The sequence below is a fragment of the Mesorhizobium sp. B4-1-1 genome, assembly GCF_006439375.1.
Taxonomy (GTDB): Bacteria; Pseudomonadota; Alphaproteobacteria; order Rhizobiales; family Rhizobiaceae; genus Mesorhizobium.
On the sequence record NZ_VFTH01000009.1, the window covers coordinates 58449 to 83744 of the forward strand.

Here is a 25296-nt window from a genome sequence, read left to right on the forward strand (position 1 = left end):
GGACAGGGAAAAATGCCACGGATGCGTCGAGAACAAAGACGATGCAGACGTCCGATCACCGGGGCGAGCTATCGCGGACCTTCGAGATTAGCGGAGGTCTCTGTGCGTTCGTCATCCACGGGCGGAGCGGGGGCGAAGCGGACGCGCAGACCCGAGGATGACGATGGCGCGGGGTTCTCCGCCAATCTTCTGACTACAAGTAGCCAGCGCAAGTCTCTTCAACCTTCCGTGCCCGACCCTAGCCCTCTCAGCTCTCGTGGAAGTGATTGTAGACCAGCTTCGCCACATGCTCGGAAATGCCGTCGACCTTGACCAGGTCCTCGACCGCGGCGCGGCTGACCGCCTTGGCGGTGCCGAAGGCGAGCAGCAGGGCGCGCTTGCGGCCCGGGCCGATGCCGGCGATCTCGTCGAGCGGGCTCTTGACCATCTCCTTCTTGCGCCGCGCCCGGTGCGAGCCGATGGCGAAACGGTGCACCTCGTCGCGCAGGCGCTGGACGAAATAGAGCACCGGATCACGCACCGGCAGCATGAAGGAGTCCCTGCCCTTGACGAAGAAGCGCTCGCGGCCGGCGTCGCGGTCCGGGCCCTTGGCGATGCCGATGGCCACCACCCGGTCCTCGACGCCGAGATCGGCGAGGATCTGGCGCACCGCCGTCATCTGGCCCTGGCCGCCGTCGATCAGGATGACGTCCGGCCAGGCCGGGAAGCCGCCATTGCCGGCGACCAGATCTTCCTCGCCTGTTTCGTCCTCGACCGCCGGGCCGGGCTGAACGTCGCCATGTTCCTTGAGCAGCCGCGAAAAGCGCCGCTGCATCACTTCGCGCATCATGCCGAAATCGTCGCCTGGCGTGATCTCGGTCGAGCGGATGTTGAATTTCCGGTACTGGTTCTTCACGAACCCCTCCGGCCCGGCGACGACCATGGCGCCGACCGCATTGGTGCCCATGATGTGCGAGTTGTCGTAGACCTCGATGCGCACCGGCGGTTTTTCCAGGCCGAAGGTCTCGGCAAAACCCTTGAGCAGACGCGCCTGGGTCGAGGTCTCGGCCAGCCTGCGGCCAAGCGCCTCGCGCGCGTTCTGCAGCGCATGGTCCGTCAGGTCCTTCTTCTCGCCGCGCTGCGGCACCGAGATGGATATCTTGCGGCCGGCATGGGTGGAGAGCGCCTCGGCGAGCAGTTCCTGTTCCTGCGCGGTCTGCGACAGCAGCAGCGCGCGCGCCGGCAGCTTGTCGTCATAGAACTGCGCCAGGAACGAGCCCAGCACCTCCGCCGGCTCCAGCGCCGGATCGGCCTTGGGGAAATAGGCGCGGTTGCCCCAGTTCTGGCCGGTGCGGAAGAAGAACACCTGGATGCAGGTCTGGCCGCCCTCCTGGTGGATGGCGAAGACGTCGGCCTCTTCCACCGTCTGCGGATTGATGCCTTGATGCGCCTGCACATGCGAGAGCGCCGCGAGACGGTCGCGGTAGATGGCGGCGCGCTCGAAATCGAGCTCTTCCGAGGCCTGCTGCATGGCAGCCGAGATTTCGGTCTTCACCTTCTGGCTGCGGCCGGAAAGGAAGTCCTTCGCTTCTTCGACCAGCTCGGCATAGCCCTCATGCGATATCTCGCCGGTGCAGGGACCGGCGCAACGCTTGATCTGGTAGAGCAGGCAAGGCCGCGTGCGGTTCTCGTAGAAGGAGTTGGTGCAGCTTCGAAGCAGGAAGGCGCGCTGCAGCGAATTGATGGTGCGCCCGACCGCGCCGGCCGAGGCGAAAGGGCCGAAATAGTCGCCCTTGCGCGAGCGCGCGCCGCGATGCTTGTAGATGCCGGGTGAGACATGGTCGCCGGTCAAGAGGATGTAAGGGAACGATTTGTCGTCCCGCATCAGCACGTTGAAGCGGGGCCTGAGCCGCTTGATGAGGTTGGCCTCGAGCAGCAACGCCTCGATCTCGGTGCGGGTGACGACGAACTCCATCGTCGCCGTCTCGCGCACCATGCGGCCGATGCGTGCAGTGTGGAACCGCCCCTGAGCATAGTTGGTGACGCGCTTCTTCAGGCTGCGTGCCTTGCCGACATAGAGCACGTCGCCTGCGGCGTTCATCATGCGGTAGACGCCGGGCTGGTTGGGCAGCCGCTTGACGAAGGTCTGGATGACCTCGGCGCCGACCATGCCGTCGGCGTCGCCGGCATGAGGCGTCCAGTCTATGGCCGTGAAGGCGACGTCAGGCCCGGTCGGGATCGACTCCGACTCGACGATCTCCTCCGCCGCCTCGTCCTCGACGTCGAGATCGACACCGGGCGGCAGATCGTCGGCGGCGCCGTTTCGCTTATGTTTTAGGGCAGGACTCATTCCACCATGCCTGTCACATCGGGCGTCTGCCACGCAAGATGCTGGCCGCCGTCGAGCGCGATCATCTGGCCTGTCACCGAGCGCGCCTGCCAGAGATAGCGGATCGTGGCGCCGAATTCGGACAATTGCGGGCCGCGCTTCAGAATGAGGCCCTCGACTTGCTTGCCGAAGTCAGCGTCGTCCTGGCGCTTGTTCTTCAGCGTCGGGCCGGGGCCTATGGCGTTGACGCGAATATGGGGCCCAAGCGCCTGCGCCAGCATCTGCGTTTGCGTCCAAAGCGCCGATTTCGACAGCGCATACGAGAAATAGCGCGGCGTCGGCCGCCAGACGCGCTGATCGATGATGTTGACAATCAGCCCCTCTTCGCCTTCAGGCAGGGCGCGGGCAAAGGCCTGCGCCAGAAGCGCCGGCGCCTTCACATGGATGGCGAAGTGGCGATCCCAGCCCTGCCAGTCGAAATCCTCGACACGATCGTCGACGAACAGGGAAGCGTTGTTGACCAGCAGCGTGACAGGTCCGAGCACCGCTTGCGCGCGACCGACAAGGCCGCCCACGGCTTCCATGTCAGTGAGGTCGGCCGCTACCATGGCGGCGCGGCCGCCCTCGCCCGCGATCTTCTCCGCCAGCGCCTCGGCCTCGTCGCTTGACCGGTTGGCGTGGATGGCGACAGCAAAGCCATTGGCGGCAAGGTCCTCGACGATCGCCTTGCCGATCCGTCGTGCTCCACCCGTCACCAGCGCGACAGCCGTGGCTTGTCTCATCTTGTCAATCCTCAATCGGCTTCACGATTCCGGGAAGCCGGCACAATATGACGGGCCAAGCGTTAAATGCCATTTCCACCTGGGGCAAGAATGTGGCGAAGCGGCCCGGACGCGCTTCCGCCCCGCCGGATTTGGGGCACCGTTCCCGGCAATATATGTCGCTGGACCCCTTGAACCAAGCGCTGTGCAGCGCAACATATTTAGCCTGCTGACATTCGCTGTTGCGAAGATGCAACGTCAACTTTCGGCCTCATTCGCGCCGGGATATGACCCAAGTTCAGGTTCGCTTCAGCCGCATTTCAGCACGACATTTGGAACCGTTGAGCGCCAAGCCCGTTTATCCCCCCGGACGGGCCGGGGCGTTTCATGAACAAACAAGCCTAAGTGTCTTGTGGCTTAAGGAGAGTATAACAATGAAGACCAATCTCAAATTCGCGCCGCTCGCCGCTGCGCTCGGGCTGTTCGCCCTTGGTGGTACCGCCTTCGCGGCCGACGTCGTTTCCGAGGAGCCGCCGGCTCCCGCCCCGGTTGCCGAGCTTCCGGTTGCTTCCTGGGCCGGCCCTTATGCCGGTATCAATCTCGGCTACGGCTTCGGCGGCCATGTGAAGGCCCCGGGCGTCGACGCCAAGACCAAGGGCTTCATCGGCGGCGTTTTCGGCGGCTACAACTGGCAGCAGGATAACTTCGTCTACGGTGCTGAAGCCGACCTCGGCTACAATGGCACCAAGGGTTCGGACAACGGCCTTTCGGCCAAGACCGGCATCGAAGGTTCGCTGCGCGCTCGCCTCGGCTATGCCGTGACCCCGGAAATCCTGCTCTACGGCACGGGTGGTCTCGCTGCGAAGAACCAGAAGATCGACGACAGCGTCACCGGCGTGAACGACAGCAAGGCCATGCTCGGCTGGACCGCCGGCGCCGGTACCGACATCAAGATCACGGACAACGTGTTCGGCCGCGTCGAGTATCGCTACACCGACTACGGCAGCAAGAACTTCGGCGACACGGGCAAGGTCAAGTCTTCGGACAACCGCGTCACGTTCGGCGTCGGTATGAAGTTCTAAGTCGTAAAAGCCACGACACGGAAAAGCCGGGCCTTGCGCCCGGTTTTTTTGTGTCCGCGGAAGACGGAAGGGCTGCGAGCTCGTCAGTCGTCCTCATTTCGACCGCTTCGGCAGTTTCGCCTTCGCCGGCAGCGTCTCGACGAAAGCCAATGCGCGGCCGAGCCAACCGGCAAGATCGGCGTCGGTTGCCGTCCCTTCGGACGCGACACGGATATAGCCTTCCATCGAGCGTCCACCCATCTCCATCGCGCCTGCATGAGGAAGTGCCGCGGCGGCCGCATGCGCGCCCTTGCCGACACGTACCAGAAGCCCGCGCTTCGAGGTGCCGATCAGCATGTTGCCGTTGATCATGAAACAGGTGCCGCCGAACATCTTCTGCTCGGTGAAGGCGCGCCGACCGAGGGCGGCGCGCAGGCGTGCGACCATCGGGTCCGGCGCGGCGCTGGTTGAGGGCTTTGCCATGCTCACCACTCCGACTTGGGTGATGCCAGGCAAGCATGGAAGGGAATGGGGTTCAAGTGGGGGCGGCGAATGGAGAAGCGCAGCGGCGAAGCTGCTGATCTCCCCCTTGCGGAGGAGATTGGCAGTTCTCACCCCGGCACGCTTGCCTTCAGCTCCGGGAACTTCTCGTCAAACCTCGCGGCCCAGCGCACGAGCCGGCTGTGGCCTTTCTCCCATTGGCCGGAAAAGCGCAACGCGAGATAGCCGAGGGCGGCGCGCAGCGCCATGTGGCCGGCGGTGATCTTCTTCGGCAGCTTCGGCGGATTGGCGTTGATGAAGTCGAGCGCGGTGGCGATCTTGGTCCACTGGCGGTCGAGCCAAGGCTGGTAGACCATCGCCTCCGGCCGCGTGCGGCGCTCGTAGACCATCGACAGGGCGCAGTCGCAGATGCCGTCGGCCAGCGCCTCGAGAACTTCCGCCTCGAGCCGCTTGTCCGGATTGCGCGGGAAGAGTGCGTTCTTCGACAACCGGTTGAGATGCTGGATGATGGCGCGGCTGTCATGGATCGAGCGGCCGTCCTCCAGCACCAGCACCGGGATCTTGCCGAGCGGATTGGCCGACAGCAGCTCGGCGGGCTTGTCCTCCGTCTTGACCGGCACGAGGTCGATCGCGATGCCGGCATACGCGGCCGCCATGCGGACCTTCGAACTATAGGGCGACGTGGAAGCGTAGAGCAGTTTCGGCATGATCGGGTTCCCAGTTGTTTACGGCACTGTTGACCGATCGGGATCCGAAGGGCAACGGCCAGCCGGGCAATCCGGATTGGCCAACAGCATCCTGCCGGCGCGGGCATCCCAAAGAAAAAGCTCCCGGAAGTTCTGCCTGGCGGCAAAATTTCCGAGAGCTTTAGGAGGAGCGCCCGCTCCGACTCCGCCCGCTGTGGCACCGGATTGGCGAGAGGGGGGCCAAGGTGGCACCCGCCCTCACCTGTTGCGGTTCGCGAGCGAAGCTACGCGATTACTTCTTGGCGGCCGGCTTCTTCGCCGGAGCTGCCTTCTTCACTGCTGCCGGTGCCTTGGCGGCGGCGGCTTTCAGCGGAGCCTTGGCGGCTGGTTTGGCCGCTGCCTTCGCTGCCGGCTTCTTGGCGGCAGGCTTGGCCGCCGGCTTTGCCGCAGCCTTGGCGGCGGGCTTGGCCGCTGCCTTCGCCGCCGGCTTCTTGGCGGCGGGCTTAGCCACAGCCTTTGCCGCGGCCTTGGCGGCGGGCTTGGCCGGAGCCTTGGCGGCGGGCTTGGCCGCTGCCTTCTTCACTGCTGCAGGTTTCGCGGCAGCCTTAGCTGCCGGCTTCTTTGCCGGCGCTTTCGCCGCCGGCGCCTTGGTTGTCGTCTTTGCCATGCGATGCCCCTTGCGTTTTGCCGATGGTCGTGAGTGACCCGGCGTGTCTATGCATATCTGACTCGCGACTGTCTAGCCAGCGAAGCAACACAATGATTTTCAGTTATTGAATTTTGGTTACACGAAACGCTCGAAGATGCATCTCATTGAAAAATTGTGAGCGAATCTATCACTTTCGAAGTGACAGCTCGGCCCACAGGTTTTCGCGCTGCTTCTATCACCCGATCATCCAGCAGCCCGAGGCATAACCTTATATCGCAATGTGAGCATAGTGCTCACAATAGAGGACACACCGCCAAACGTCGGCTTCATCTTGTCCAGCGAAAACATCTACAGATGAACCCATCAAGCGCGACGACCAAAGCTTGCGCATCTTAAAGTGAGCCTAAAGCTCATATTCAACCACCGGAATCAAACGTCGCCGCCGGTCAGCGATCACGCCGCAGGCGGCGCGCCGGCTCGGCCCGGTGCAGATGGACGGCGTAGGTGTCCCAGGGCGGCGAGAGCGCGATCCTGGCCAGCATGCGGCCGATCTCGCCGCGATGGTAGCTGCCGTGCAAGACGATATGGGTCAGCATTTCCTGCCTCGTCATGCAGCCCCTGTCGCCGTCGGTGAAGGTGAAGGCGACCGGGTCGGCAAGCTCTTGCTCCGCAACGGTTTCAAGATAGTCGAGATACCAGCCGTCGATCTCGGCCAAGGCGACGCGCAACGCGCGCGGTTCGGGCGTGTCCGGGGTATTGTCGCTCGCATAGCCATGGGCGACGCCCTCCAGATGCGCGGCAAAAATCCGCGACACGACATGGATATGGTTCATCAGGTGGATCGCGGCGCGCCGCTCCTCGGGGTCGCGGGACGGATCTATCCCCGCAAGCTTTCCCGCGAGCTCATCATTCGCCCAGGCCTGATAGACAAGCAGGCTCTTCAGCAAGGTCTTGGCGCTCATGTGCCGGCCCATTTGCGTTGGTGAAATGAATGTGAGTATCCTGTTTATATTCTCGGGAGACTGGCCAGGATGTCTACTCGCATTGCAAAGCCGGCCGCACGCATGCGCAAGCAGCCGCGCCAGGCGCGTTCGATCGCCACCGTCGAGGCAATCATCGAAGCCGGTGCTCGCGTTCTTAGCGAGCTCGGCTGGGCGGGCTTTTCCACCAACAAGGTGGCGGAGGCCGCAGGCGTCAGCATCGGCTCGCTCTATCAATATTTCCCCGACAAGCTCGCTCTGGTCGAAGCGATCCGGCGCCGTCACTTCGATCATGTGCTGTCGGTGATTCGCGAAGCGGCGGCCGACGAGAAGCCGCTCAGGCAATTCGCGCGCGAGCTGGTGCGCGGCATGATCGGCGCGCACTCGATCCATCCGACGTTGCACCAGGTGCTGCTCGACGAGGCGCCCGGCGACCGCGGCTCGCGTGCCGCGCATGCCTCGTTCCAGACGCGCTATCTCGAACATTACGCGGCGGCCGTCGCGCAGTACCGCAAGCGCCGCAAGGATACCGAGACGATGGCGCGCGTGCTCTCCTCGGCGATCGAGGGCGTGATCCACAACGCGGCACGGCGCAACATGCTCGACGCGCCGGAATTGCAGAGGCAACTGGTCGAGCTGATCGAGGCTTATGTATCGGGCGGCAGGGCAGCCTGAGGCAGCGACGGCAGACAGGCTGGCGCCGGCCGCGTGCCCGAGCCTCCTCGGTTATCGGCATCGCAATTAAATTCGTATCGACTGTCGATTCCGACGATCGCCGTTCGTCGTATCATCGCAACCTGCAAACCGAAGGAACACAAAGATGCGTTTCATGATGCTGATGATCCCCGGCGGCTACGCGACCGCGGCTCCCGACGTCAGGCCCGAAGCCGAGGCCGTGGCGACGATGATGAAATACAATGAAGAGCTGAAGCGGGCCGGCGTGCTGCTTGCGCTCGATGGGCTGCATCCGCCGTCCTCGGGCGCGGGTTTCCTTCAAGGGCGGCAAGCCGGCCGTCACCGACGGCCCGTTCGCCGAGGTCAAGGAAGTGCTCGGCGGCTATTGGATGATCGACGTGCGCTCGCCCGAGGAAGCCATCGAATGGGCACGCCGCTGCCCCGCGGGAGAAAACGACGTCATCGAGGTCCGGCGCGTTTTCGAGATGAACGATTTTCCCGAGGACGTCCAGAAGATCGTCGACGGGTTCGACGAGCTCAAGGATTGACCGCGACTGCAACGATCGAAGCGGTCTGGCGGATCGAGCAGCCGAAACTCGCCGCCAGGCTCACCCACACCCTGCGCGATGTCGGGAGCGCGCGCTGCTGCTGGCGCGGGCTGGTGACGGTGATGGTTGAGAGAAAAAGGATAGGCCGGCGGGACAGCGCCCCTCCGGCCTGCCTATCAGCCGGAAAATTTACCTGAGCACGCGGCAGCGGCCGTTATAAACCAGCCAGCGGTCGAAGCCCGAGACGCAGAATTCGACATTGTCGCCGATCGAGGCAAAGCCCTGGCCTTCCTCGATCAGGTAGAAGATCGAGCGGTCGCGACCGTCCGACAGGTTGACGGTGGCGCGGCAATAGTGGCGGCCGATCGGCCATTCGTCGGTTGCCGGCTCGTAGCGATGCTGGCGGATGTTGCGGAAATCTGTGATCGCGACATCCGGCAGATGCGGCACGTGATGCACTTGGTAGGAGAAGCGGTCGGTGATCTTGCTCAGCACCCAGCTTTCGCCACAGACGCTGCCATCGTCGCCGCTGTAGATGGAAAGGTCTGCGGCCTGCGCCGCCTGGGTGAAACCCAGCGGAGCGGCAAAGGGAGTGGACAGCGCAACCAGCGCGGCAAGGGCGGAATGGGCGAAGCGAGTCATGACAGCCTCTCAAGGTCGGTTGCGCGCACTGTGCGGATTCGCTTGGCGGCGGTCAAGCGGTCGCGAAAACAATGGTTTCCGCAAAACTTCGTTCCAGACTTCACCAGCTAACCAAGAGTGCCGGCAAGCAGCAGCCCGCCGATGACCGCGATGTTGATCAGGAACGCGTTGCGCAGCACCTGGCGCTTCGGTTCCTCGCTGGCCCAGAAACGCAGCAGCATCGCGTTCGTCGCCAGCGTGAAGATGACCAGCGCGCCGGCGGCGACGGGCCGGGCCATGCCAACGGCAAGCAGGAAACCCGCAACGATCTCGACCGCCGAACCGGCGGCCAGCATCAAGGCCGGCGCCGGAAATTTCTGGACGGCAAGATAGTCGCGCATCGCCCCGAATTTCAGGAAATGTTCGATTCCGGCGAAGACGAACACGCCACCGATGAGGAGAGCGCCAAGCGCTTGAACGGTTTGAACAGCCATGGCGGCGTCCTCTCGATGATCTACTTCGCTCCGCTCAGTCCTCGGGGACGAAGGCCGGGTTGTAGACGACCTCCCACAGATGATCGTCGGGATCCTGGAAATAACCGGCATAGCCGCCCCAGAAGGTTTCTTGCGCCGGCTTGACCACGCGCGCGCCGGCCTTGACGGCCTCGGCCATCACCGCGTCGACCTCGGCCTCGCTGCCGACATTGTGGCCGATGGTCAATTCGGTCGGGCTGCGGCCGCTCTGCGGCACCGTGGCATCCCAGGCGATGTTGGCGCGTTCGTAGATGGCGAATTTCAAGCCGCCGGCGAGTTCGAAGAAGGCGACGGCGCCATGCTCGAATTCTCGGCCGATGATGCCTTCGGTCGGCAGGCCGAGGCCGTCGCGATAGAATTTGAGCGACGCTTCCAGATCGTCGACGCCGAGCGTCAATACGGTGATGCGAGCTTTCATTTCTCTCACTCCTTTCTATATTCGAAACCAACATCCGAAATCGGATCTGGTTGGCAAACGCGCCGATGGGCGCCATCAGGCTGCGTCTGTTCTGCCATGGATGACGAGGCCGGCCTTGAAGATTTCGGCCAAATTGGCCGTCGCACCGATCCGGCATCCGATGGTTGAGATCGGAGAAGAGATGGAACCGGTCCTGGCGCAGACAATCGGCTTCTTCCGGGAACGGCCCGCTGGCAAAGGCCTGGCCGATGCCTTCTGTGCGATCTGGGTCCACCGCATGGACGAGCGCGCCGCTCCGCCCCTCGTCATCACGCCTGACGCGACGATCGACCTGCAATGGATCGACGGCCGCTTCCGCGTTGCCGGGCCGGACAGGGTGCCACAGATCGAGACGCCTGCCGCCGGCGCGGTGATCGTCGGCTTCCGCTTCCGGCCGGGCGCGGCCGCCGGCTGGCTCGGCGTGCCGGCCAGCGAAATCGTCGGCGGGCGGCTGGACCTCCAGGAGTTATGGGGCACGCGTGCCCGCGAACTGTCGGATCGCATCAAGGCTGCGACCGATCTGCCGGCCATGCTGCGGCAGTTGGAAGAGACGGTCGGCATGCGCACCGAGGGCCGCGATGCGCTGGACCCGCGGATGGGCCGGGCCTTTGGTGTCCTCGACGAGGGCCTGTCGCCGGAGACGCCGCTGGTTCCCTTCCTGCAGCGCCATTTGCATATGAGCGAACGGACGCTGCGACGCCGCTTCGAGGACGCCTTCGGCTATGGCCCGAAGACGCTCGATCGCATCCTGCGCTTCCACCGGTTCCGGCGCCTGCAACGGCAGCAGGGCGAAGCCTCGACCGCGTTGCTCGCCATCGAGGCCGGCTATGCCGACCAGGCGCATCTGATCCGCGAAAGCCGGCGGCTGACCGGTGTGACGCCTACGGCGCTGGCTTAGGCGCGCGGTCGCCCTACTCGCCCGCCAGCCAATCAAGCGTCCATCGCGACGGCTGCCGGAGAGCAAGCGCCTTGTGGAGAGCGGGCAACAGGATTTTCAATTCGCCTTCCAGCGTGTAGGGCGGATTGACCACCACCATCCCGCTGCCGTCGAGGCTGGGCTCGTCCGAGGCAGGCCGGATCTCAAAGGCAATGTCGAGCAGTTTTGGAATGCCGGTCTCCCTCAGCGCCGCGCGGAAAGCGGTCACCGCCTTGCGATCCTTGATCGGGTACCAGAGCGCATAGATGCCGCCCGGCCAGCGCCGATGCGCCTTCAACAGGCCATCGACGAGCCTGGAGAACTCGCCCTCCTCCTCGAAGGGCGGATCGATGAGGACGAGGCCGCGCTTCTCCTTTGGCGGCAGTTGCGCGCCCAGCGCCAGCCAGCCGTCGAGTTCGATCACCCTCGCCTGGAAATCGCCGGCGAGGACGGATTTCAGCCGCGCGGCATCCTTGGGGTGCAGTTCGATCGCCGTCAGCCGATCCTGGTTGCGCAGGAGATGGCGCACGATCAACGGCGAGCCGGGATAATGCTTGAGGCCGCCGTCGGGATTTTGCGCGCGCACCGCCTCCAGATAGGGCTGAAGCAGCGCCGCCGCCCGCGGCTCGAGCGTCGCCTCGGCCACCCGGCCGATGCCGCCCTGCCATTCGCCTGTTTTGCCGGCCTCCACCGAGGCAAGGTTGTAGCGGCCGATGCCGGCATGGGTGTCGATGACGCGAAACGCCTTATCCTTCTGCTTGAGGTATTCGACGAGGCACGCGAGCACGGCATGCTTGACGACATCGGCGAAATTGCCGGCGTGGTAGGCGTGGCGATAATTCATGCGCGCCTACCACTAGAGAGCATGATGTCGACCGAAAACCGCTTAACACTTTTCGGTATCATGCTCGTGGCGAACCGTTGCGGCCCCAGCGTGGCGGTGGCGGCTGCGAATTGGGATTCTGGGGATCGCCTCCGCCGCGGCGCCCGAAGACAAGCGACAGCGCCAGTCCGGCAAGGCCGACGCCCATCAGCGTATAGCCGGCCGGCTGCGCGCGTTCGTCGATCGAGCCGGTGCCGGCGCGCAGGATGAGATCGACCGCGCGCATATCGATGCCGTCGGCATCGCCGGGGCCCACGGTGAACACATAAGGACCGGGCGTGACCCTATCGATGACGCCGCCCTCGTCGCGAAAGATCTTGTCGGGCAGTTGCGGGCTCGCCTGGCGGGGATTGTCGGTGTGGTTGAAGGAGAGCGCCGACGCCAGCGCCGTGCGGCCGCCGTTCGCCGCGGTCAGCGTCAGCACCGTGCGCTGCTGGCCAGCGACGCGCTCGGCCCGCGCGGTCAAGTCGACCAGCACCCTCACCGGCGCGTCGCTTGCGGCGAGTTGCACGGTGACCGGCCGGAAGCGGCCGCCCTCATAGACGCGGTAAGTGCCGATCGCATGGCCGGAAAAATTGCTCATCGCCCAGGGATAGAAGATGCCGATGGCGGCACCAACGATGAGGAGAAGGACAAAGAGGAAGCGCATTCAGAGCCGTACCCTTGCAACTATTTCGCGTTCGCACCGTCTCGGATGCGTTCCATCTCGTCCAGCAGCATTTCGAGGCCGAGATCGAAGGTCTTGTCGAATTCGGCGGTGCCGAAGTAGCGACCAGCGGCGGCGATGTTGGGAAAATCGCGCGCGAGCTGATCGTTGCTTACAGGCGTGGTCGCAGAAGGACCTTTGGCGTAGCCGGCGGTCTCGTCCAGGATCGCGCCTCCCAGATAGTATCCAATGGCGCGGAACAGTCGCGCGGCGGTTTCCTGATCGAATCCGCCCTCGTTGAACAGGCCGACAATGCCGTTGATATAGGCGAGGCAAATGGGCGAATTCATCCGGTAGCTCAGAAAGTAGGTCGCGAAGGCCGGATGCTCACGGCCAATCCGGCGATAATCCAGCACCGCCAGGCGCATTCTTTGGCGCCATGGCAAATCCGGATCCGGCATTTGCAGCGGACCGATCTGCCGGTCGATCAGCGCCTCGTACAGATGCGCCTGCGAGGGAAAGTGGTGGTAGATGCTCATCGCCTCGCAGCCGAGCCTGGCGGCGAGCTTGCGCATCGAAAAGCCGGAAAGCCCTTCCCGCTCGATCACCTCGAAGGCAGCGTCCTCGATCATCTCGCGGGAAAGTTTTCCGCGGGGTCGCTTTTTTTTACTCGGTGCATCCATGGCGTCGCTTGACAACTTACACTGTAAGGTTCATCTTCCACGCACCTTACATCGTAAGGCTAACAAAAACCAGAGGAGAACATCATGTCAGTCATTCGCATCGTCTCAACCGTGCATTCCTGCCTTCGTTCCGCCTCGCTTATCGCCGCCGCGAGCGTGTTTGCCACTGCTCTGGCTTCCGCGCCTGCCCGGGCCGATGACTACGACGCCGCCCTCAAGGACATCCAGTCGACGATGGGCGGCGTGCCGAGCTTCGTGAAACAGTTTCCCAAGGCCGGTCTGCCCGGCGCCTGGGCCGAGGTCAAGGCCATCGAGCTCAGCGACAAAACGGCGCTGACGCCAAAGGAGAAGTCGCTGATCTCGCTGGCGGTCGCGGCGCAGATCCCGTGCAGCTACTGCATCTGGTCGGATACCGAGAACGCCAAGCACGCCGGCGCCACCGACCAGGAGATCCAGGAGGCCGTCGCCATGGCGGCGCTGACGCGCCATTGGAGCACCATCTTCAACGGCATGCAGGTCGATTTCGACCAGTTCAAGAAAGAGATGGGCAGCCAGTAAAGCGGCAGGCACCAGACACCGAAGGCGACAAATGGCCCGCAGCCACGCGGGCCATTTTTTTGCTCGCGGCCAACCAGCCGCCCTCCGCTCGATCGTCGTCGGCGGGCGGCCGCATGCCCGCTCCTCGAGCCGTCCCGCCCTTTGCGGCGACAGAAAATCCGTGGAAGCGTTCAAACAGCTATCGCTAAATTAATCAACTTTGCCATAATGAGTTGGGTGGGTGACCGATCAATGATTCGAAAATAAGCGCCGCGCGTTTGAGGGGACACTACTTCATGCTCATGGCTTATCGCGGCTTAAGCCGATCTTGCCCCAACAACAATTTCCGCGTGCCGATCAACGCCTGGTCCTATCTTTTTGTTTTGGGTGCATTGTTGGCAACTTCCGGTTGTCAATACTTCAACTTTGGCCATTCGACCTCATTCAGCGTCTCGCAAAGCGGCAACGCCGCCTTGATCGACTTGAAGCCGAGCCGGCCCGCCCAGACATTGAACCTGTCTCGCCCGGCTCCTGTCGCAAGCGCCAATCCTTATTTCGGGAACGCTGCTTTCGTTTGCGGCCCAAGCGGCTTCGGACAGCAATCGCATTGTTTCGCTAGAAGTTCTGGGGCGCTTGCCGAGAACATCTAGACACGGCGCGGCAGCCTTGACCTGGTGTCATGATAGCGTTGCTTCGAGGTTTGAAGGATGATGCCGAAGGCTGCTTTCGACATGCTTCTGCAATTCGGTTATTGCAGCGCCGGTTACAAAGTGTCCCAAGCAAGGCTTCACCGCCGACCAGCCGGGTAAGCGCCCGTCATCGTTAACCAATCGCAAAGGCGCAAGGTTAACAAAACGCTAATTTAGTTGACTAGCCCCGGCGCAGGTATATCTTTGTATGCGTTGGGTGTGCAATTTGGGCGAGCAGTCTGCGATGGTGGCAACCGTCTCATAGATCGCAACTTAGGGGCAGAAGGGACGCCTAAACGGCAAAATAAGCCGTAGGCAACAAGCTCCGCGAACTCAGAAAATTATGACGCACATCAGTGCCAGCGATTCCGCGCATGCGGGGGAATCGCTCTTACAACCTGGTCGGGCAAGGCCCCGTCCCGGAACGGTAGCGTGTGTGTGCGTATGAGGTCGCCATGAATAGGGTCATCAAGGTTCTGAAACCGGTCGGGTCTGGCAAAAAGAGCATCGACCGTGGCCGGGCCCTTGTAACTGGCGGAGCGGGATTCCTCGGTTCTCATTTATGCGAGCGGCTGCTTGCCGACGGCTATGAAGTCATCGCGTTGGACAATTTCCACACCGGCAAGAGATACAATCTGGCCGGCATCGCACGCGACGCCTCCTTCACCTTGATCAAGCACGACGTCATCGACACCTTGCCGATGGATCTTGCAGTCGACGAAATCTACAACCTTGCGTGCCCCGCCTCCCCGCCGCACTACCAGGCCGATCCGATCCACACGTTCAAGACGAGCGTGCTCGGGGCGATCAACCTTCTGGAGCTTGCCCGGCGCCACAATGCCAAGATTTTCCAGGCTTCGACCTCCGAGGTCTATGGCGACCCGCTGGTGCATCCGCAGCCGGAAAGCTACTTCGGCAACGTCAACACGCATGGCCCGCGTGCCTGCTACGACGAGGGCAAGCGCTCGGCCGAAACGTTGTTCTTCGATTATTCGAGGACGTACGGCATCGATATCCGCGTCGCGCGCATCTTCAACACCTATGGGCCGCGCATGCAGCCCGACGATGGACGCGTGGTATCCAATTTCATCGTGCAGGCGCTGCGCGGCGAAGAGATCACCGTCTATGGCAGCGGCACGCAGACGCGCTCCTTCTGCTATGTCGACGACCTGATCGAAGGGTTCGTGCGGCTGATGCGGTCGCCGGTGGCGCCGACACATCCGGTCAATCTCGGCAATCCCAGCGAATTCACCGTCATGGAATTGGCCGAGTTCGTTCTCGATTATACGAATTCCCGCTCGCGGATCGTGCACCGGCCGCTGCCTGTCGACGACCCCAGGCAGCGCAAGCCTGATATCGCTTTTGCCAGGCAGCATCTTGGCTGGGAGCCAAAGGTCTCGCTCGGCGAGGGTTTGGCCCACACCGCGGGCTATTTCGAGGCCCTGCTGGGTAGCCGGCGGCCCGCAGATCAGCATAGCGGCCGCCCGTCGGCCCGCGGCGAGGCGGCCGCGCTATGAGTGCCCGCCCCATCCTGGTGACGGGCGGCGCAGGCTTCATCGGCAGCCACACCTGCAAACAACTGGCGGCGGCCGGCTATCTGCCCGTGGTCTACGACAATCTCAGCCGCGGCAACGAGCAGACGGTGGCCTGGGGTCCGCTGGTGGTCGGCGATATCCGTGACCGCGACGCGCTCGAGCGAGCCATGGCCATCCACCGGCCGCGGGCGGTCATCCATTTCGCCGCGCTTGCCTATGTCGGCGAGTCGGTCAGCGACCCGGCGGACTACTATTCGGTCAATGTCGCCGGCACGATCGCCGTGCTCGAGGCCGCGCGGGCGAACGGTATCGGCAACATCATCTTCTCGTCCAGCTGCGCGACCTATGGCATGCCTGAGACGCTGCCCGTGCGCGAGACTTCATCTCAGAACCCGATCAGCCCTTACGGCCGCAGCAAGCTGATGGGCGAGGAGATCATCAGGGACCACGCCTCGGCCTACGGCACGAAATACGCAATCCTGCGCTACTTCAATGCCTGCGGCGCCGACCCCGACGGCGAGCTTGGCGAATGGCACACGCCGGAAACCCATCTCATCCCCAGGGTATTGATGGCGGCGTCCGGCATGATCGACGCGATCGAGGTCTTCGGCACCGACTACGAGACCGCGGACGGCACCTGCGTGCGCGACTATATCCATGTCAGCGACCTCGCCCGGGCGCATCTCAAGGCCCTACAGCATCTCGAGGCCGGCGGCAAAAGCCTCGCGGTCAACCTCGGCACCGGCCGTGGGGTCTCGATCAGAGAGATCATGGAGGCGGTCGAGCGGATCACGTCCCGGCCGGTCCCGGTGATGTACAGGGCGCGCCGCTCCGGCGACCCGGCGGGGCTTTTTGCCGACCCCCGCCTGGCGCGCGAGCAACTGGGCTTTGTGGCGCAACTGTCAGACATCGACACCATCGTCAGGACCGCGGCGCCCTTCTTCGGGTTCGGTACGGCCTCGCATGGTTCCAGCGCTTCGGCCGTCGTGCCACGCGCATTGCGCGCGCCGCGCGGCGCGAACGCCAATCAGATACGCCGGCCCGCAAGGCCGGTGGTCGGCCCTGTGAGTAATGTGTCGGGGCGTGGGCTCGCTGAGTTCGGCTAAGGCCGTCTCAGCGAGCCTCCATTTTGGACTTTGCCGGGCTTACCCTAGCTCTTGGTATCGATGAGCTTGCGAGCCTCGTCGAACTGAGCGCCCTTGGTGTTGCCCGCCTCGAACTTGCGGTGTTCGTCGGCGGGATTATCCTTGGCGTGCTTGAAATCGTACCAGCCGCCGTCCGGATCCTTGCGCTGCTCGATATTGCCCTTCTCGACACGGTGACTGTAGCAGGTGCGCTGCGGCTTGGTGTTGTAGGTCTTGGATCGCCACGCGAGTTCCATGCACATCTTGCCGGTCTCGGTCACCAGCCAGCGGCCCTCGCCGACGGCCGGCGCATCCTGTCCGCCTGTCCAGGCCCGCAGCCGTCTGTCCGTCCCGAAATAAGCCGCCCCATTCTCCCAGTTCCAGGTGCGGTCGGCGTAAAGGAGCTGCAACTCGAAAGCCGTCGGAGCTGCTTCGGGCTTGGCGGCCGCCTCGACGGGCGCATTGTTCTTTGCCGTGGTCGCACCGGCGGCGCCGATGAAGGCCAGATGGCCACAGACGGCCAGCAGCAACCAAACGCGCCTCGATGGCCTACCTCTCGAGCCCCGTCCGGTCGATCCCGGTTCGCATGGCGACGTGGTTTCAGCTGTCGTTCCGATGAGCGCTCGCATATAAATAGGCCCCCTTTCGACCCTGACATGGCCCGGGTCGAGGAATTATGATCTGGAAGATGTTTCTTCGGGCTTTCCGCGATCCGTCACGTTGCCCGAGCCTATCGGCCCGATGGCGGCGCGAGCAGCGCCCTTGGTCCTATTAACAGCCGCGCGCGGCGCGATGTCAACTCGCTCGAAGCCCTGACAGGACGGGTGATCGACCACCTCGACAAGACCGCGGCCAAGCTTGTGGATTCGGATACGATGCTGGTCTATAGGATCACCCGCCCGTGACGGCGCGCCGTTCGAGGCGCGCCGGCGAAGCGATCCGCGGACAAAGGCGTGAATTGTCGAACCACCGGATAAGCCGCTTCTACGCGGCGGCGGGCGCCATCGGAGGATTGGTTGAAGCGAGCGATATCGATAGTCGTCACCCTGGCGCTGCTGGCATGGCTTGCCAGCGACCAGCGTTGGAAGATGGTGGGCGACGCCTTCGCCTCCATCACGCCCGGCGCCTTCGCGGCGGTGGCGGCGGCGCTGTTCGTCACCTATGTGCTGAGAGCGTTGCGCGTCTGCGACGAATTCCGCGCCGACGTGAACGGCCGCTTCGGTGCCGTGCTTCGCATCATCCTGATCCACAATGCGATGATCAACGTGGTGCCGTTCCGTGGCGGGGAGACGGCCTTCCCGATCCTTTTGCGCCAGGTGTTCGGCGTATCGATCATGCGCGCCAGCGCCTCTCTCCTCTGGTTCAGGCTGCAGGACGCTTTCGTCGTCGGCGTGCTGGCCTGCCTGGTCTGGCCGGGCGTGCATCCGGCGCTGAGGGCCGCCGGCATCGCGGCGCTGATCGCCGCCGCATGGTATCTGCCGCGCTGGGCGCGCGCGCCGCATAACTGGACCACTGGCGGCAGGATCCTCTCGAAGCTCGGCAAATTGCGCGATATCTTCACCGAAGCGACGGGACGCTCGCGCTATGGCTGGTGGTGGACGATCGCCAACTGGGCGCTGAAGCTCGGCGTGCAGGGATGGCTGCTCGCCATGGTGCTTAACACCTCGTTCCAGACCGCCTTTCCCGGCGCCGTCGGCGCGGAAGCCGCGGCCATCCTGCCGGTGCAGGGCGTCGCTGGCTTCGGCACCTATGAGGCGGGCGCCGCAGCCGCGTTGCTCTATTCCGGCATTGCCATGAAGGATGGCCTGCAGGCGGCGCTGGCGCTGCATCTCTTCATCCTATGCTCTGCGGTCGCAACCGGTGCGATCGCCTGGCTGTTCCCCTCGAAATCGACGCTGCCGGAAAACCCGGCGGCGGGACCGGCAAGGAAATGACCGCCATGAACGTGCTTCCCATTCCCGCATCGGGACTGCCCGAGGGCGCCGTCATGCCCGAGCACAAGCTCTCCATCGTCATCCCGATGTATAACGAGGCTGACAATGTCGAGCCGCTGCTCGTCCGCATCCATCAGGCGATGGAGAACTACAGCCAGCCCTGGGAAGTGGTGCTGGTCGACGACGGCAGCACCGATGCCACACCCGCCGAGATCCGCCGGCTGGCGGCTCAATACGGGCCGCATGTGCATGGCGTGGAGCTGGTGCGCAACTACAAGCAGACCGCGGCCATGCAGGCCGGCCTCGACGCCGCGCGCGGCGACGTCATCGCCACGCTCGACGGCGACCTGCAGAACGACCCGTTCGACATTCCGCGCATGGTCTACCGCCTGCTGACCGAGGATCTCGACCTCGTCGCGGGCTGGCGCAAGGACCGCAAGGAAGGGTTCTGGTTGCGCCGCCTGCCCTCGCGCATCGCCAACAGGCTGATCGCGCGCGTCACTGGCGTTAAGCTCAAGGACTATGGCTGCAGCCTGAAAGTGTTCCGCGGCAGCGTCATCCGCAGCGTCCGGCTCTATGGCGAGATGCACCGCTTCATCCCGGCATGGCTCGCGACCGTGACGACGCCGCGCCGCATCGCCCAGGAGGTGGTGACGCATCACGCCCGCATCCACGGCCAGTCCAAATACGGGATCTCGCGCACCTTCCGCGTGGTGCTGGATCTCGTCTTCATGTTCTTCTTCCTGCGCTACCGCACGCGGCCTGGCCATTTCTTCGGCGGCATCGGCATCGTGCTCGGCGTGCTCGGCTCGCTGATCCTCGCCTATCTCTTCGCGATCAAGGTTTTCTGGGGACAGGACATCGGCACCAGGCCGATGCTGATCACCGGCTTCTTCCTGGTGATCGCCGGGCTGCAGGCGGTGACGTCGGGCGTGCTCGCCGAGATGCTGTCGCGCGTCTATCTCGAGGCCAATGGCGCGCTCGCCTATGTGGCGCGGCCGCAGCCCGCGCATGGCGAGGGCGACGGCTGGCATTGGCCGAGCAAGCCGGCGACCGGAGGCAAGGGGTAGCGCTGATAGCGCACATTCCCTTGCCTCGCGATGCCCACCCTTGGAGCATGATGCCGAAAGGCGTGCCGGATTCAGATTTCGGGTCGATTCGACCTGAAGTCATCCGGCCCCAGAGCGGTTCAGCGTTTCACGGAACCGCCGAGCGGCGGGGCTTCGGCGTTTTTAACGTGCCCGGCAAGCCGAGTGCTGGCCGAAACCGCTTGGACCGCAGATCCACGGCGAATGGCCAAGCAGCGGACCGACGCTGCCCGGGCTGTAGGAGATCCTGACCGGCCCGGCCAAGCGAACGCGCTGCGTACGCACGTACGCCGCGTAGGCCTCTTCCCTGACGCGCGTCACGCTGGTCGTCTGCGTCAGCGGCTTGCGGTGGATGCGAGGCAGCCGCTGCTTCTTGAGGTGGTAAACCTTCTTGCCGGTCATGTGCGTTGCCGGCTTGATGCTGAGCGAGGCGGTCTTCATCGTGTCCATGCTCTGACAGCCAGACACCATCGACACCAGTGCAACGGCGGCAAAGGCATGAGCGTATCTCCTGCCGATGGCTGTCGCTTTTCCCATGAAATTGTTCATTGCCGTCCCCTGCCACTGAACACACGTTGCTGATGCGCGGATATATTTTCTCGTTCCTTGGCTTCCGCGCCGCGCGAACAGCTCATAGCCGCTCACACCGTGACTTAATATTAGAGGAGACTTGTTAAAATTCGCGCAAACGACGTGATGAGCGCCGTCTTTCACTGCTCGATCGAATATTATTAAAATGCGAACATTTTTATATCGGCAGCCTACAGATCAGTATGATTTCAGGTCGAATCGACGTCAGCCACAACTGCCGGTGAGGACCGCCTTTGGTCAGTTTCCGGCCGGCGCGGCCACGTAGGACAGCCTCGCTTTCAGGCGGTTCAACGGTTGTTCCAGCAGGTGCCACGAGACCGCGGCAGCCGCGACCGTGACAAGACTCGCAATCACGAACCGGATCGGGCCGAGCGAGGGGAGCTGCATCTCGAAGTGTTCGCAGAACAGGAAGACGACGGCCAGCGCGGGGAAATGATAAAGATAGATCCCATAGCTGATCCGACCCAGATATCGCACGATGGAGTTCTCTGCCAGTCGTTTGACTAGACCCTTTGCACCCACACTGGCCCAACTCACAACCGCGACCATAGGTACGACGGTCAGGAAGTCGCCGAGTACAAAGTTGAACATCGCAGACTGCAGCGTGAGTGAAACCACCACGATGGCGATGGCCGCGACGCTCGCTATTGCCAGTCTCCGGCGCGGTGGATCGGTCAGTCGATTGGACGCTTCAATCGCTGCGAGCAGTCCGCCGCCGCCCAAGGCGTCAAACGCAGCCGGCGTCAACACGTAACGTGCCGGGCCTTCCGGAAGGTAGAACACAATGGCAGCCCGAAAGGCGACCGCCGCGAAGATGATCCCGATCAGCGTCGGGATCAGTGTCCGGCCAGGGCTCAGCACGATCAGCAGCGGCCAAAACAAATAAAATTGCTCTTCGACGCTCAAACTCCACAGATGGGCGAGCGGCCAGGGGTCCCAGTTGCCGTCGAGCGCAAACAAGATGTTGGAAAGGTAGGCAGCGTGCCAAGGCAACGATGACCGGACTTCGGGCAAGAAGGCGGCCGCCAAGGCCAGCATCACGTAATATGCCGGGAAAATCCTCAGGGCTCGCCGCAGATAGAAGACCAGAATGACCCCAAGAGCGCCTTGTGATCGGGCCGCTTCCTTCGACCGGATCAAGATACCGGTAATCAGGTAACCGCTGATAACAAAAAACAGCCGGACACCATAATGCCCCCATAGTGAGGCATCGTCCCAGAAGTGCGAGTACATGACGGCGAATACAGCAATGGCCCGCAGCGAGTCGATCTGCGGCCTGTACTCGGACTTAGGCATCATGGTGAGCGGGGAATGCCCGCTTGCGAGGGCTTAGTGGTGCCGCGCCGGCATTCGGACCACTCACCAAGGAAGTGACCCGCCGATAGGATTGAACCATGAATGACAGCTGTCTCCGGGCATTCCATTTGACTAGTCCACTGACTGTTGACGCTTCAATCACCCCAACCGGGATCGAAGCTGAACCTTTGGCTTCCGACCTCGCCACGGCCGGCACCGGAAACCGGATAGATAACCTTGACGATGTGCACGCCGGCGCCCTGTTGCAGTCCATATATGCCTTGCAGCCCGCGATCGTAAAATCCCGCCAGCGGGATTAAAATGGCGACGGCGGCGAGCGATCCTTGCAAGGCAAACTTCCCCGCGTTCTGCCGCAGTGAAATCTTGTTCTCAGTCAGATGCTTGGCAACTATCACGACGATCAGCAATCCGTAGATCGTCGCATTGAACGTGGCGAACCAGTAGAAGCCGAAGGCTCTCGAAGGATGCTCCACAAGAAGAACCGGCAACGAAGCGCCAACCGCCAGCATCACATATGGCACGATGACGCGGGCGGGCAGAAGATGCTTTGGTCCACTGCCTTTTGGGGTGACGCGGAAATCGACGAATGACTTGGTCAGATAATCGCGAACCGACGCCAGCGTTCCCGCCATCACCCAAGGCCAGCGCGCGAACAAATGGAAGAGTGTCCCTTCCCAACTGATGGCCTTGGCCGAGAATGGACGCGAGAGGCCCAACCTTTTTAGAAAGATCACCAGAGCAATTGGGACGGTCGCACTCGGCACATAATAGAAAAGGAATTCCAGATACGTCACGTTGGCAAAATTGTTGCCCGACAAAAGCGCGTAGATCGGCATAGCGTACGTTGCCATGGCGAATAGAGCGAACATGGGATACCAGAGCTGGCAGAATACGAACTGCCGTCTGAGCCTTGGGCTGAGCCTGGAAAGACATCCAGGCGTGTATTCAAGCAGGACGGTCGTCAAACTCCGGGACCACTGGAACTCCTGAGTAACCAAGTCGGCGAAAGTCTGCGGACCGTCGCCATTCGCGATGGCATCGATGGCATGTACACCGCGCCATCCAGCCGCGCTGATCATCATCGAGGTGGAGTGGTCCTCGGCCAGCTCAGGGCCCAGCCCGCCCGCCTGCCGCAACGCAATGGTGCGCACGGCATAATGCGAGCCGATGCAGAGCGGGGCGCCGGTACTTGTGTAGCCGGATTGCAATGGGCCGTGCAGCATCCCTTCGACGAACAGCCGGCCCCGGGCCGCCCAGCTTTCGTCGGCGTTATTGTCGCAGATGCTGGGAGCCGATACGTAGCCGACCGTGGGATCGGCGAAGGGATAGAGGATTTCCCTCAGATAGGTCGGTGACGGCACATGGTCGGCGTCCATCTGGGCGACGAAGTCGTAGCGCTCGTAACCGTAATGATCATAGAAGAAGGCTAGGTTGCCTTCCTTGCAGCGCGTCCGGCGCGGCCAGGTCTTGCGATGATAATCCTGGCGGCCGCGCCGCGTCGATACCAGCACGCCATGCGCGTCGCACCAGGCAATCGTTTCCTCGCTCGGGTCCTCGTCCGCAAGCCACGTGTCGTGCGGATAATCCTGCGCCAGCATCGCCTCCAACGTACGGCGGACCACGGCGAAAGGCTCGGACGGCGCCTTGGTGACCACCATGGCCACGCGCGAGCGCTTCGGGATCGTGTGCAGCTTCGACGACTTCCTCGAGGCGTGGACGTTGAGCAGGAAATACATCGGCATCAAGGTCAGCCAGGCCAACACTATGGTGGCGAAGGCGAAGGGTCCGATATGCTCGACATGGGAGGGTCGCAGCCACCACGACCAGAAGAAGGCCAGCGTGACAAACCAGAAACCGAGACCCAGCCGTAGGATCAGCCGCTGGCGGGAAGTGAGAACGGGCACGAGATAAGGGCCCTTCGGGCCGATGTCAGTCCGAACTGCATCGGATCGGCGCACGGACTTTGCCGCCCCGCCGGAGATGCCGGCATCCATCGACGTACTCATACTCTACCCGCCGCCTTGCGCGCCCGACCAAAAACCGGTCGAGGACGTTCACCCGGCGACAGAATCAGCCGACGCTAATGCGGAGTCAACAGAATTAGGTTTTCGTTAACCACGCTTGTTGCGAACTGGTTAACCTTCCCTTGCCTGCGTGCCATTACCTTCCGGGCGCAGCCGCGCCGGCCCGGCCTTTTGTCGACTTGATCAAGAGCGTCCGCCCGTCCGGGCGGCCGATCTTGCCATGCGCGCGGTTAACCATGCCGATAGCAACAAGGTTAAGTAACGGTTAATTGCGCTTGACTCTCGCCGGGCATAGGCTCTTATATGAGGAAGGGTTAATATCGTATTGTTGGCGCGAATTTGTGAGTATCGCGGCGACCTTGTCTTAAAGGTCTGGGTATAGGGCCTCGATAGACTATCGTAGTGGACGGCACAGCGTGAGACGCACCGTCCCAGTCGCTCGGAAAACCCGCAGTTCACGTGAGCAGACCGATATTTGGGTTTGCGTACCGGTTTCGATCGGCACGTCGTGGCAAGCTTCAAAGGTCCGGCGGGGCATTGAAGCCATGGGAGACGGGAATGAAACTCTCCACAGCAACCGCGGTTGTTTCGGCACTCATTCTCGGCGTGGCCTTACCGGCGTCGGCCGGATCGCCCGCCGGGACGGATCCGATCAAGACGAGCTCGGCCGCGTCGGCGTTCGGCTCCTACGATCCCTACGGCGATTTCAGCAATGACAAGTCGGCCAGTATCGAGGAACTGTTCCTGCCTTGGGAAGACGTCGACCTGTCGACGCTGCCGCTGGCGGACGCCTATGCGCAGCAACGCGGCCGCTCGCTGCTCATCACCATCGAGCCTTGGACATGGTCGAAGGACTGGCGCATCACGCCGCCCGAACTGCGCGACGGCATATTGAGCGGCAAATACGACGCCAACATGCAGGCGATCTGCAGCCTTGTCGGGCAGATGAAGAGCCCGGTCACCATCCGCTGGGCGCAAGAGATGGAAGACAAGAACGGTCGCTTCACCTGGGCCAACTGGGCGCCGAAGGACTGGATCGCCGCCTACAAGCGCGAGGTGGACGTCTGCCGCAAGGTCGCGCCCGCGGCAAAATACATGTGGTCGCCCAAGGGTGTCGAGGGTCTCGAAAAATACTACCCCGGCGACGATTACGTCGACGTCATCGGCCTGTCGGTGTTCGGCCTGCAGAAGAAGGACAATGACGAGGCCGGCCGCGACCGGACATTCGAAGAAACGCTGAAGCCAGGCTATGACCGTGTCGCGAAATTCAACAAGCCGGTCATTGTCGCCGAGTTGGGCTATGTCGGAAAAGAGGACTACGTGTCGAAATGGGCTGACGACTCGCGCAAGTCCTATGCGGGGTTTCCGGCCCTGACCTCGGTGGTCTACTTCAACCAGAAGGAAGTCTGGCCGTGGCTGGGCGGCTATGGGCTGCCCGACTGGCGGGTAACCCAGCACGTCCTGCCGTAGTGGCGAGGCCATGCCCGTCCGGCAGAACAGGGACGGGCTCCAGCTTTCCAGTTTGATAGGGATCGCTCCCAGGGCCGGG

At 63.0% G+C, this 25296-nt stretch carries 26 protein-coding genes and 1 pseudogene; 11 read left to right on the plus strand and 16 right to left on the minus strand.

Annotated elements, in window-relative coordinates; genetic code table 11:
* Positions 1–247 precede the first annotated feature (247 nt).
* Positions 248–2329 (minus strand): excinuclease ABC subunit UvrC, encoded by a 2082-nt coding sequence (gene uvrC, locus FJW10_RS14705; RefSeq protein ID WP_140900644.1) that lies wholly within the window; start codon positions 2327–2329, stop codon positions 248–250.
* Positions 2326–3090: an SDR family oxidoreductase gene (locus tag FJW10_RS14710; RefSeq protein WP_140900645.1), complete on the minus strand. Its 765-nt coding sequence runs from the start codon at positions 3088–3090 to the stop codon at positions 2326–2328. Before FJW10_RS14710 ends, uvrC begins: the two co-directional genes overlap by 4 nt.
* 413 nt (positions 3091–3503) lie before the next feature.
* Here FJW10_RS14710 and FJW10_RS14715 point away from each other — a divergent pair, with 413 nt between their 5' ends.
* Positions 3504–4151, plus strand: coding sequence for an outer membrane protein (locus FJW10_RS14715; protein ID WP_140644522.1), 648 nt, complete (start codon positions 3504–3506; stop codon positions 4149–4151).
* 93 nt (positions 4152–4244) lie between these two features.
* On the opposite strand, the gene FJW10_RS14720 is transcribed toward FJW10_RS14715, so the two are convergent.
* The 4 genes from FJW10_RS14720 to FJW10_RS14735 form a co-directional block, all read right to left on the minus strand.
* Complete coding sequence (locus FJW10_RS14720; RefSeq protein ID WP_140831342.1) at positions 4245–4613, minus strand: TfoX/Sxy family protein; 369 nt, start codon at positions 4611–4613, stop codon at positions 4245–4247.
* 128 nt (positions 4614–4741) lie between these two features.
* Positions 4742–5338, minus strand: a complete 597-nt coding sequence (locus FJW10_RS14725) for a glutathione S-transferase family protein (protein ID WP_140900646.1) — start codon at positions 5336–5338, stop codon at positions 4742–4744.
* Positions 5339–5609: 271 nt separating this feature from the next.
* On the minus strand, positions 5610–5984 hold the full coding sequence (locus tag FJW10_RS30445) for a hypothetical protein (protein WP_181177539.1): 375 nt from the start codon (positions 5982–5984) through the stop codon (positions 5610–5612).
* Positions 5985–6412: 428 nt separating this feature from the next.
* A complete protein-coding gene (locus FJW10_RS14735) occupies positions 6413–6928 on the minus strand; it encodes a DinB family protein (protein ID WP_140900647.1) in 516 nt (171 codons plus the stop codon).
* Between the two features lie 102 nt (positions 6929–7030).
* On the opposite strand from FJW10_RS14735, the gene FJW10_RS14740 reads away from it, so the two are divergent.
* Entirely contained in the window at positions 7031–7621 is a 591-nt protein-coding gene (locus FJW10_RS14740; RefSeq protein WP_140680075.1) for a TetR/AcrR family transcriptional regulator, read from the plus strand.
* Positions 7622–7766: 145 nt separating this feature from the next.
* Positions 7767–8169, plus strand: a pseudogene (locus FJW10_RS14745) (YciI family protein).
* A 189-nt stretch (positions 8170–8358) separates the two neighbouring features.
* Here FJW10_RS14745 and FJW10_RS14750 read toward each other — a convergent pair.
* From FJW10_RS14750 to FJW10_RS14760, 3 genes are all read right to left on the minus strand, one after another.
* Complete coding sequence (locus tag FJW10_RS14750) at positions 8359–8811, minus strand: hypothetical protein (RefSeq protein WP_140831332.1); 453 nt, start codon at positions 8809–8811, stop codon at positions 8359–8361.
* A 107-nt stretch (positions 8812–8918) separates the two neighbouring features.
* A complete protein-coding gene (locus FJW10_RS14755; protein WP_140900648.1) occupies positions 8919–9284 on the minus strand; it encodes a DoxX family protein in 366 nt (121 codons plus the stop codon).
* Positions 9285–9318: 34 nt separating this feature from the next.
* Positions 9319–9741, minus strand: coding sequence for a VOC family protein (locus FJW10_RS14760; protein ID WP_140785110.1), 423 nt, complete (start codon positions 9739–9741; stop codon positions 9319–9321).
* A gap of 181 nt (positions 9742–9922) precedes the next feature.
* Between FJW10_RS14760 and FJW10_RS14765 the strand changes: the two genes are divergently transcribed.
* Positions 9923–10678: a helix-turn-helix domain-containing protein gene (locus FJW10_RS14765; protein WP_140900649.1), complete on the plus strand. Its 756-nt coding sequence runs from the start codon at positions 9923–9925 to the stop codon at positions 10676–10678.
* A gap of 13 nt (positions 10679–10691) precedes the next feature.
* Here FJW10_RS14765 and FJW10_RS14770 read toward each other — a convergent pair whose 3' ends face one another.
* The 3 genes from FJW10_RS14770 to FJW10_RS14780 are packed head-to-tail and all read right to left on the minus strand — an operon-like array spanning position 10692 to position 12908.
* Positions 10692–11540 (minus strand): 23S rRNA (adenine(2030)-N(6))-methyltransferase RlmJ, encoded by an 849-nt coding sequence (locus FJW10_RS14770; RefSeq protein WP_140900650.1) that lies wholly within the window; start codon positions 11538–11540, stop codon positions 10692–10694.
* A 58-nt stretch (positions 11541–11598) separates the two neighbouring features.
* Entirely contained in the window at positions 11599–12228 is a 630-nt protein-coding gene (locus tag FJW10_RS14775; RefSeq protein WP_140900651.1) for a hypothetical protein, read from the minus strand.
* A 20-nt stretch (positions 12229–12248) separates the two neighbouring features.
* Positions 12249–12908: a TetR/AcrR family transcriptional regulator gene (locus FJW10_RS14780; protein WP_140900652.1), complete on the minus strand. Its 660-nt coding sequence runs from the start codon at positions 12906–12908 to the stop codon at positions 12249–12251.
* Between the two features lie 84 nt (positions 12909–12992).
* Between FJW10_RS14780 and FJW10_RS14785 the strand changes: the two genes are divergently transcribed.
* The 4 genes from FJW10_RS14785 to galE all read left to right on the plus strand — a co-directional run bounded on the left by FJW10_RS14785 (position 12993) and on the right by galE (position 16775).
* The gene (locus FJW10_RS14785) at positions 12993–13466 is read left to right on the plus strand and encodes a carboxymuconolactone decarboxylase family protein (protein WP_140900653.1); all 474 of its coding nucleotides are present in this window, start codon (positions 12993–12995) and stop codon (positions 13464–13466) included.
* A gap of 275 nt (positions 13467–13741) precedes the next feature.
* The gene (locus FJW10_RS14790) at positions 13742–14095 is read left to right on the plus strand and encodes a hypothetical protein (RefSeq protein ID WP_140900654.1); all 354 of its coding nucleotides are present in this window, start codon (positions 13742–13744) and stop codon (positions 14093–14095) included.
* Between the two features lie 494 nt (positions 14096–14589).
* Positions 14590–15651, plus strand: coding sequence for a UDP-glucuronic acid decarboxylase family protein (locus FJW10_RS14795; protein ID WP_140900655.1), 1062 nt, complete (start codon positions 14590–14592; stop codon positions 15649–15651).
* Entirely contained in the window at positions 15648–16775 is a 1128-nt protein-coding gene (gene galE, locus FJW10_RS14800) for a UDP-glucose 4-epimerase GalE (protein WP_140900656.1), read from the plus strand. Before FJW10_RS14795 ends, galE begins: the two co-directional genes overlap by 4 nt.
* A 44-nt stretch (positions 16776–16819) precedes the next feature.
* On the opposite strand, the gene FJW10_RS14805 is transcribed toward galE, so the two are convergent.
* Positions 16820–17323: a DUF995 domain-containing protein gene (locus tag FJW10_RS14805; protein WP_246674268.1), complete on the minus strand. Its 504-nt coding sequence runs from the start codon at positions 17321–17323 to the stop codon at positions 16820–16822.
* Positions 17324–17809: 486 nt separating this feature from the next.
* Here FJW10_RS14805 and FJW10_RS14810 point away from each other — a divergent pair, with 486 nt between their 5' ends.
* Positions 17810–18727 (plus strand): lysylphosphatidylglycerol synthase domain-containing protein, encoded by a 918-nt coding sequence (locus FJW10_RS14810; protein WP_140900658.1) that lies wholly within the window; start codon positions 17810–17812, stop codon positions 18725–18727.
* Positions 18728–18732: 5 nt separating this feature from the next.
* Positions 18733–19797, plus strand: a complete 1065-nt coding sequence (locus FJW10_RS14815; protein WP_140831311.1) for a glycosyltransferase family 2 protein — start codon at positions 18733–18735, stop codon at positions 19795–19797.
* Between the two features lie 162 nt (positions 19798–19959).
* Here the strand turns inward: FJW10_RS14815 and FJW10_RS14820 are convergent, their stop codons facing one another.
* The 3 genes from FJW10_RS14820 to FJW10_RS14830 form a co-directional block, all read right to left on the minus strand.
* The gene (locus FJW10_RS14820) at positions 19960–20364 is read right to left on the minus strand and encodes a hypothetical protein (RefSeq protein ID WP_140900659.1); all 405 of its coding nucleotides are present in this window, start codon (positions 20362–20364) and stop codon (positions 19960–19962) included.
* 279 nt (positions 20365–20643) lie between these two features.
* Positions 20644–21705 (minus strand): acyltransferase, encoded by a 1062-nt coding sequence (locus FJW10_RS14825; RefSeq protein ID WP_140900660.1) that lies wholly within the window; start codon positions 21703–21705, stop codon positions 20644–20646.
* Between the two features lie 152 nt (positions 21706–21857).
* A complete protein-coding gene (locus tag FJW10_RS14830) occupies positions 21858–23717 on the minus strand; it encodes a cellulose synthase catalytic subunit (protein WP_246674269.1) in 1860 nt (619 codons plus the stop codon).
* Positions 23718–24305: 588 nt separating this feature from the next.
* On the opposite strand from FJW10_RS14830, the gene FJW10_RS14835 reads away from it, so the two are divergent.
* Positions 24306–25217 (plus strand): glycoside hydrolase family 26 protein, encoded by a 912-nt coding sequence (locus tag FJW10_RS14835; RefSeq protein WP_140900662.1) that lies wholly within the window; start codon positions 24306–24308, stop codon positions 25215–25217.
* Positions 25218–25296 lie beyond the last annotated feature (79 nt).

Excerpts from the sequence above, each read along its gene's own strand:
- uvrC (WP_140900644.1), bottom strand. The coding sequence starts at position 2,329 with ATGAGTCCTGCCCTAAAACATAAGCGAAACGGCGCCGCCGACGATCTG.
- FJW10_RS14710 (WP_140900645.1), bottom strand. The coding sequence starts at position 3,090 with ATGAGACAAGCCACGGCTGTCGCGCTGGTGACGGGTGGAGCACGACGG.
- FJW10_RS14715 (WP_140644522.1), top strand. The coding sequence starts at position 3,504 with ATGAAGACCAATCTCAAATTCGCGCCGCTCGCCGCTGCGCTCGGGCTG.
- FJW10_RS14720 (WP_140831342.1), bottom strand. The coding sequence starts at position 4,613 with ATGGCAAAGCCCTCAACCAGCGCCGCGCCGGACCCGATGGTCGCACGC.
- FJW10_RS14725 (WP_140900646.1), bottom strand. The coding sequence starts at position 5,338 with ATGCCGAAACTGCTCTACGCTTCCACGTCGCCCTATAGTTCGAAGGTC.
- FJW10_RS30445 (WP_181177539.1), bottom strand. The coding sequence starts at position 5,984 with ATGGCAAAGACGACAACCAAGGCGCCGGCGGCGAAAGCGCCGGCAAAG.
- FJW10_RS14735 (WP_140900647.1), bottom strand. The coding sequence starts at position 6,928 with ATGAGCGCCAAGACCTTGCTGAAGAGCCTGCTTGTCTATCAGGCCTGG.
- FJW10_RS14740 (WP_140680075.1), top strand. The coding sequence starts at position 7,031 with ATGCGCAAGCAGCCGCGCCAGGCGCGTTCGATCGCCACCGTCGAGGCA.
- FJW10_RS14750 (WP_140831332.1), bottom strand. The coding sequence starts at position 8,811 with ATGACTCGCTTCGCCCATTCCGCCCTTGCCGCGCTGGTTGCGCTGTCC.
- FJW10_RS14755 (WP_140900648.1), bottom strand. The coding sequence starts at position 9,284 with ATGGCTGTTCAAACCGTTCAAGCGCTTGGCGCTCTCCTCATCGGTGGC.
- FJW10_RS14760 (WP_140785110.1), bottom strand. The coding sequence starts at position 9,741 with ATGAAAGCTCGCATCACCGTATTGACGCTCGGCGTCGACGATCTGGAA.
- FJW10_RS14765 (WP_140900649.1), top strand. The coding sequence starts at position 9,923 with ATGGAACCGGTCCTGGCGCAGACAATCGGCTTCTTCCGGGAACGGCCC.
- FJW10_RS14770 (WP_140900650.1), bottom strand. The coding sequence starts at position 11,540 with ATGAATTATCGCCACGCCTACCACGCCGGCAATTTCGCCGATGTCGTC.
- FJW10_RS14775 (WP_140900651.1), bottom strand. The coding sequence starts at position 12,228 with ATGCGCTTCCTCTTTGTCCTTCTCCTCATCGTTGGTGCCGCCATCGGC.
- FJW10_RS14780 (WP_140900652.1), bottom strand. The coding sequence starts at position 12,908 with ATGGATGCACCGAGTAAAAAAAAGCGACCCCGCGGAAAACTTTCCCGC.
- FJW10_RS14785 (WP_140900653.1), top strand. The coding sequence starts at position 12,993 with ATGTCAGTCATTCGCATCGTCTCAACCGTGCATTCCTGCCTTCGTTCC.
- FJW10_RS14790 (WP_140900654.1), top strand. The coding sequence starts at position 13,742 with ATGCTCATGGCTTATCGCGGCTTAAGCCGATCTTGCCCCAACAACAAT.
- FJW10_RS14795 (WP_140900655.1), top strand. The coding sequence starts at position 14,590 with ATGAATAGGGTCATCAAGGTTCTGAAACCGGTCGGGTCTGGCAAAAAG.
- galE (WP_140900656.1), top strand. The coding sequence starts at position 15,648 with ATGAGTGCCCGCCCCATCCTGGTGACGGGCGGCGCAGGCTTCATCGGC.
- FJW10_RS14815 (WP_140831311.1), top strand. The coding sequence starts at position 18,733 with ATGAACGTGCTTCCCATTCCCGCATCGGGACTGCCCGAGGGCGCCGTC.
- FJW10_RS14820 (WP_140900659.1), bottom strand. The coding sequence starts at position 20,364 with ATGAACAATTTCATGGGAAAAGCGACAGCCATCGGCAGGAGATACGCT.
- FJW10_RS14825 (WP_140900660.1), bottom strand. The coding sequence starts at position 21,705 with ATGATGCCTAAGTCCGAGTACAGGCCGCAGATCGACTCGCTGCGGGCC.
- FJW10_RS14830 (WP_246674269.1), bottom strand. The coding sequence starts at position 23,717 with ATGGATGCCGGCATCTCCGGCGGGGCGGCAAAGTCCGTGCGCCGATCC.
- FJW10_RS14835 (WP_140900662.1), top strand. The coding sequence starts at position 24,306 with ATGAAACTCTCCACAGCAACCGCGGTTGTTTCGGCACTCATTCTCGGC.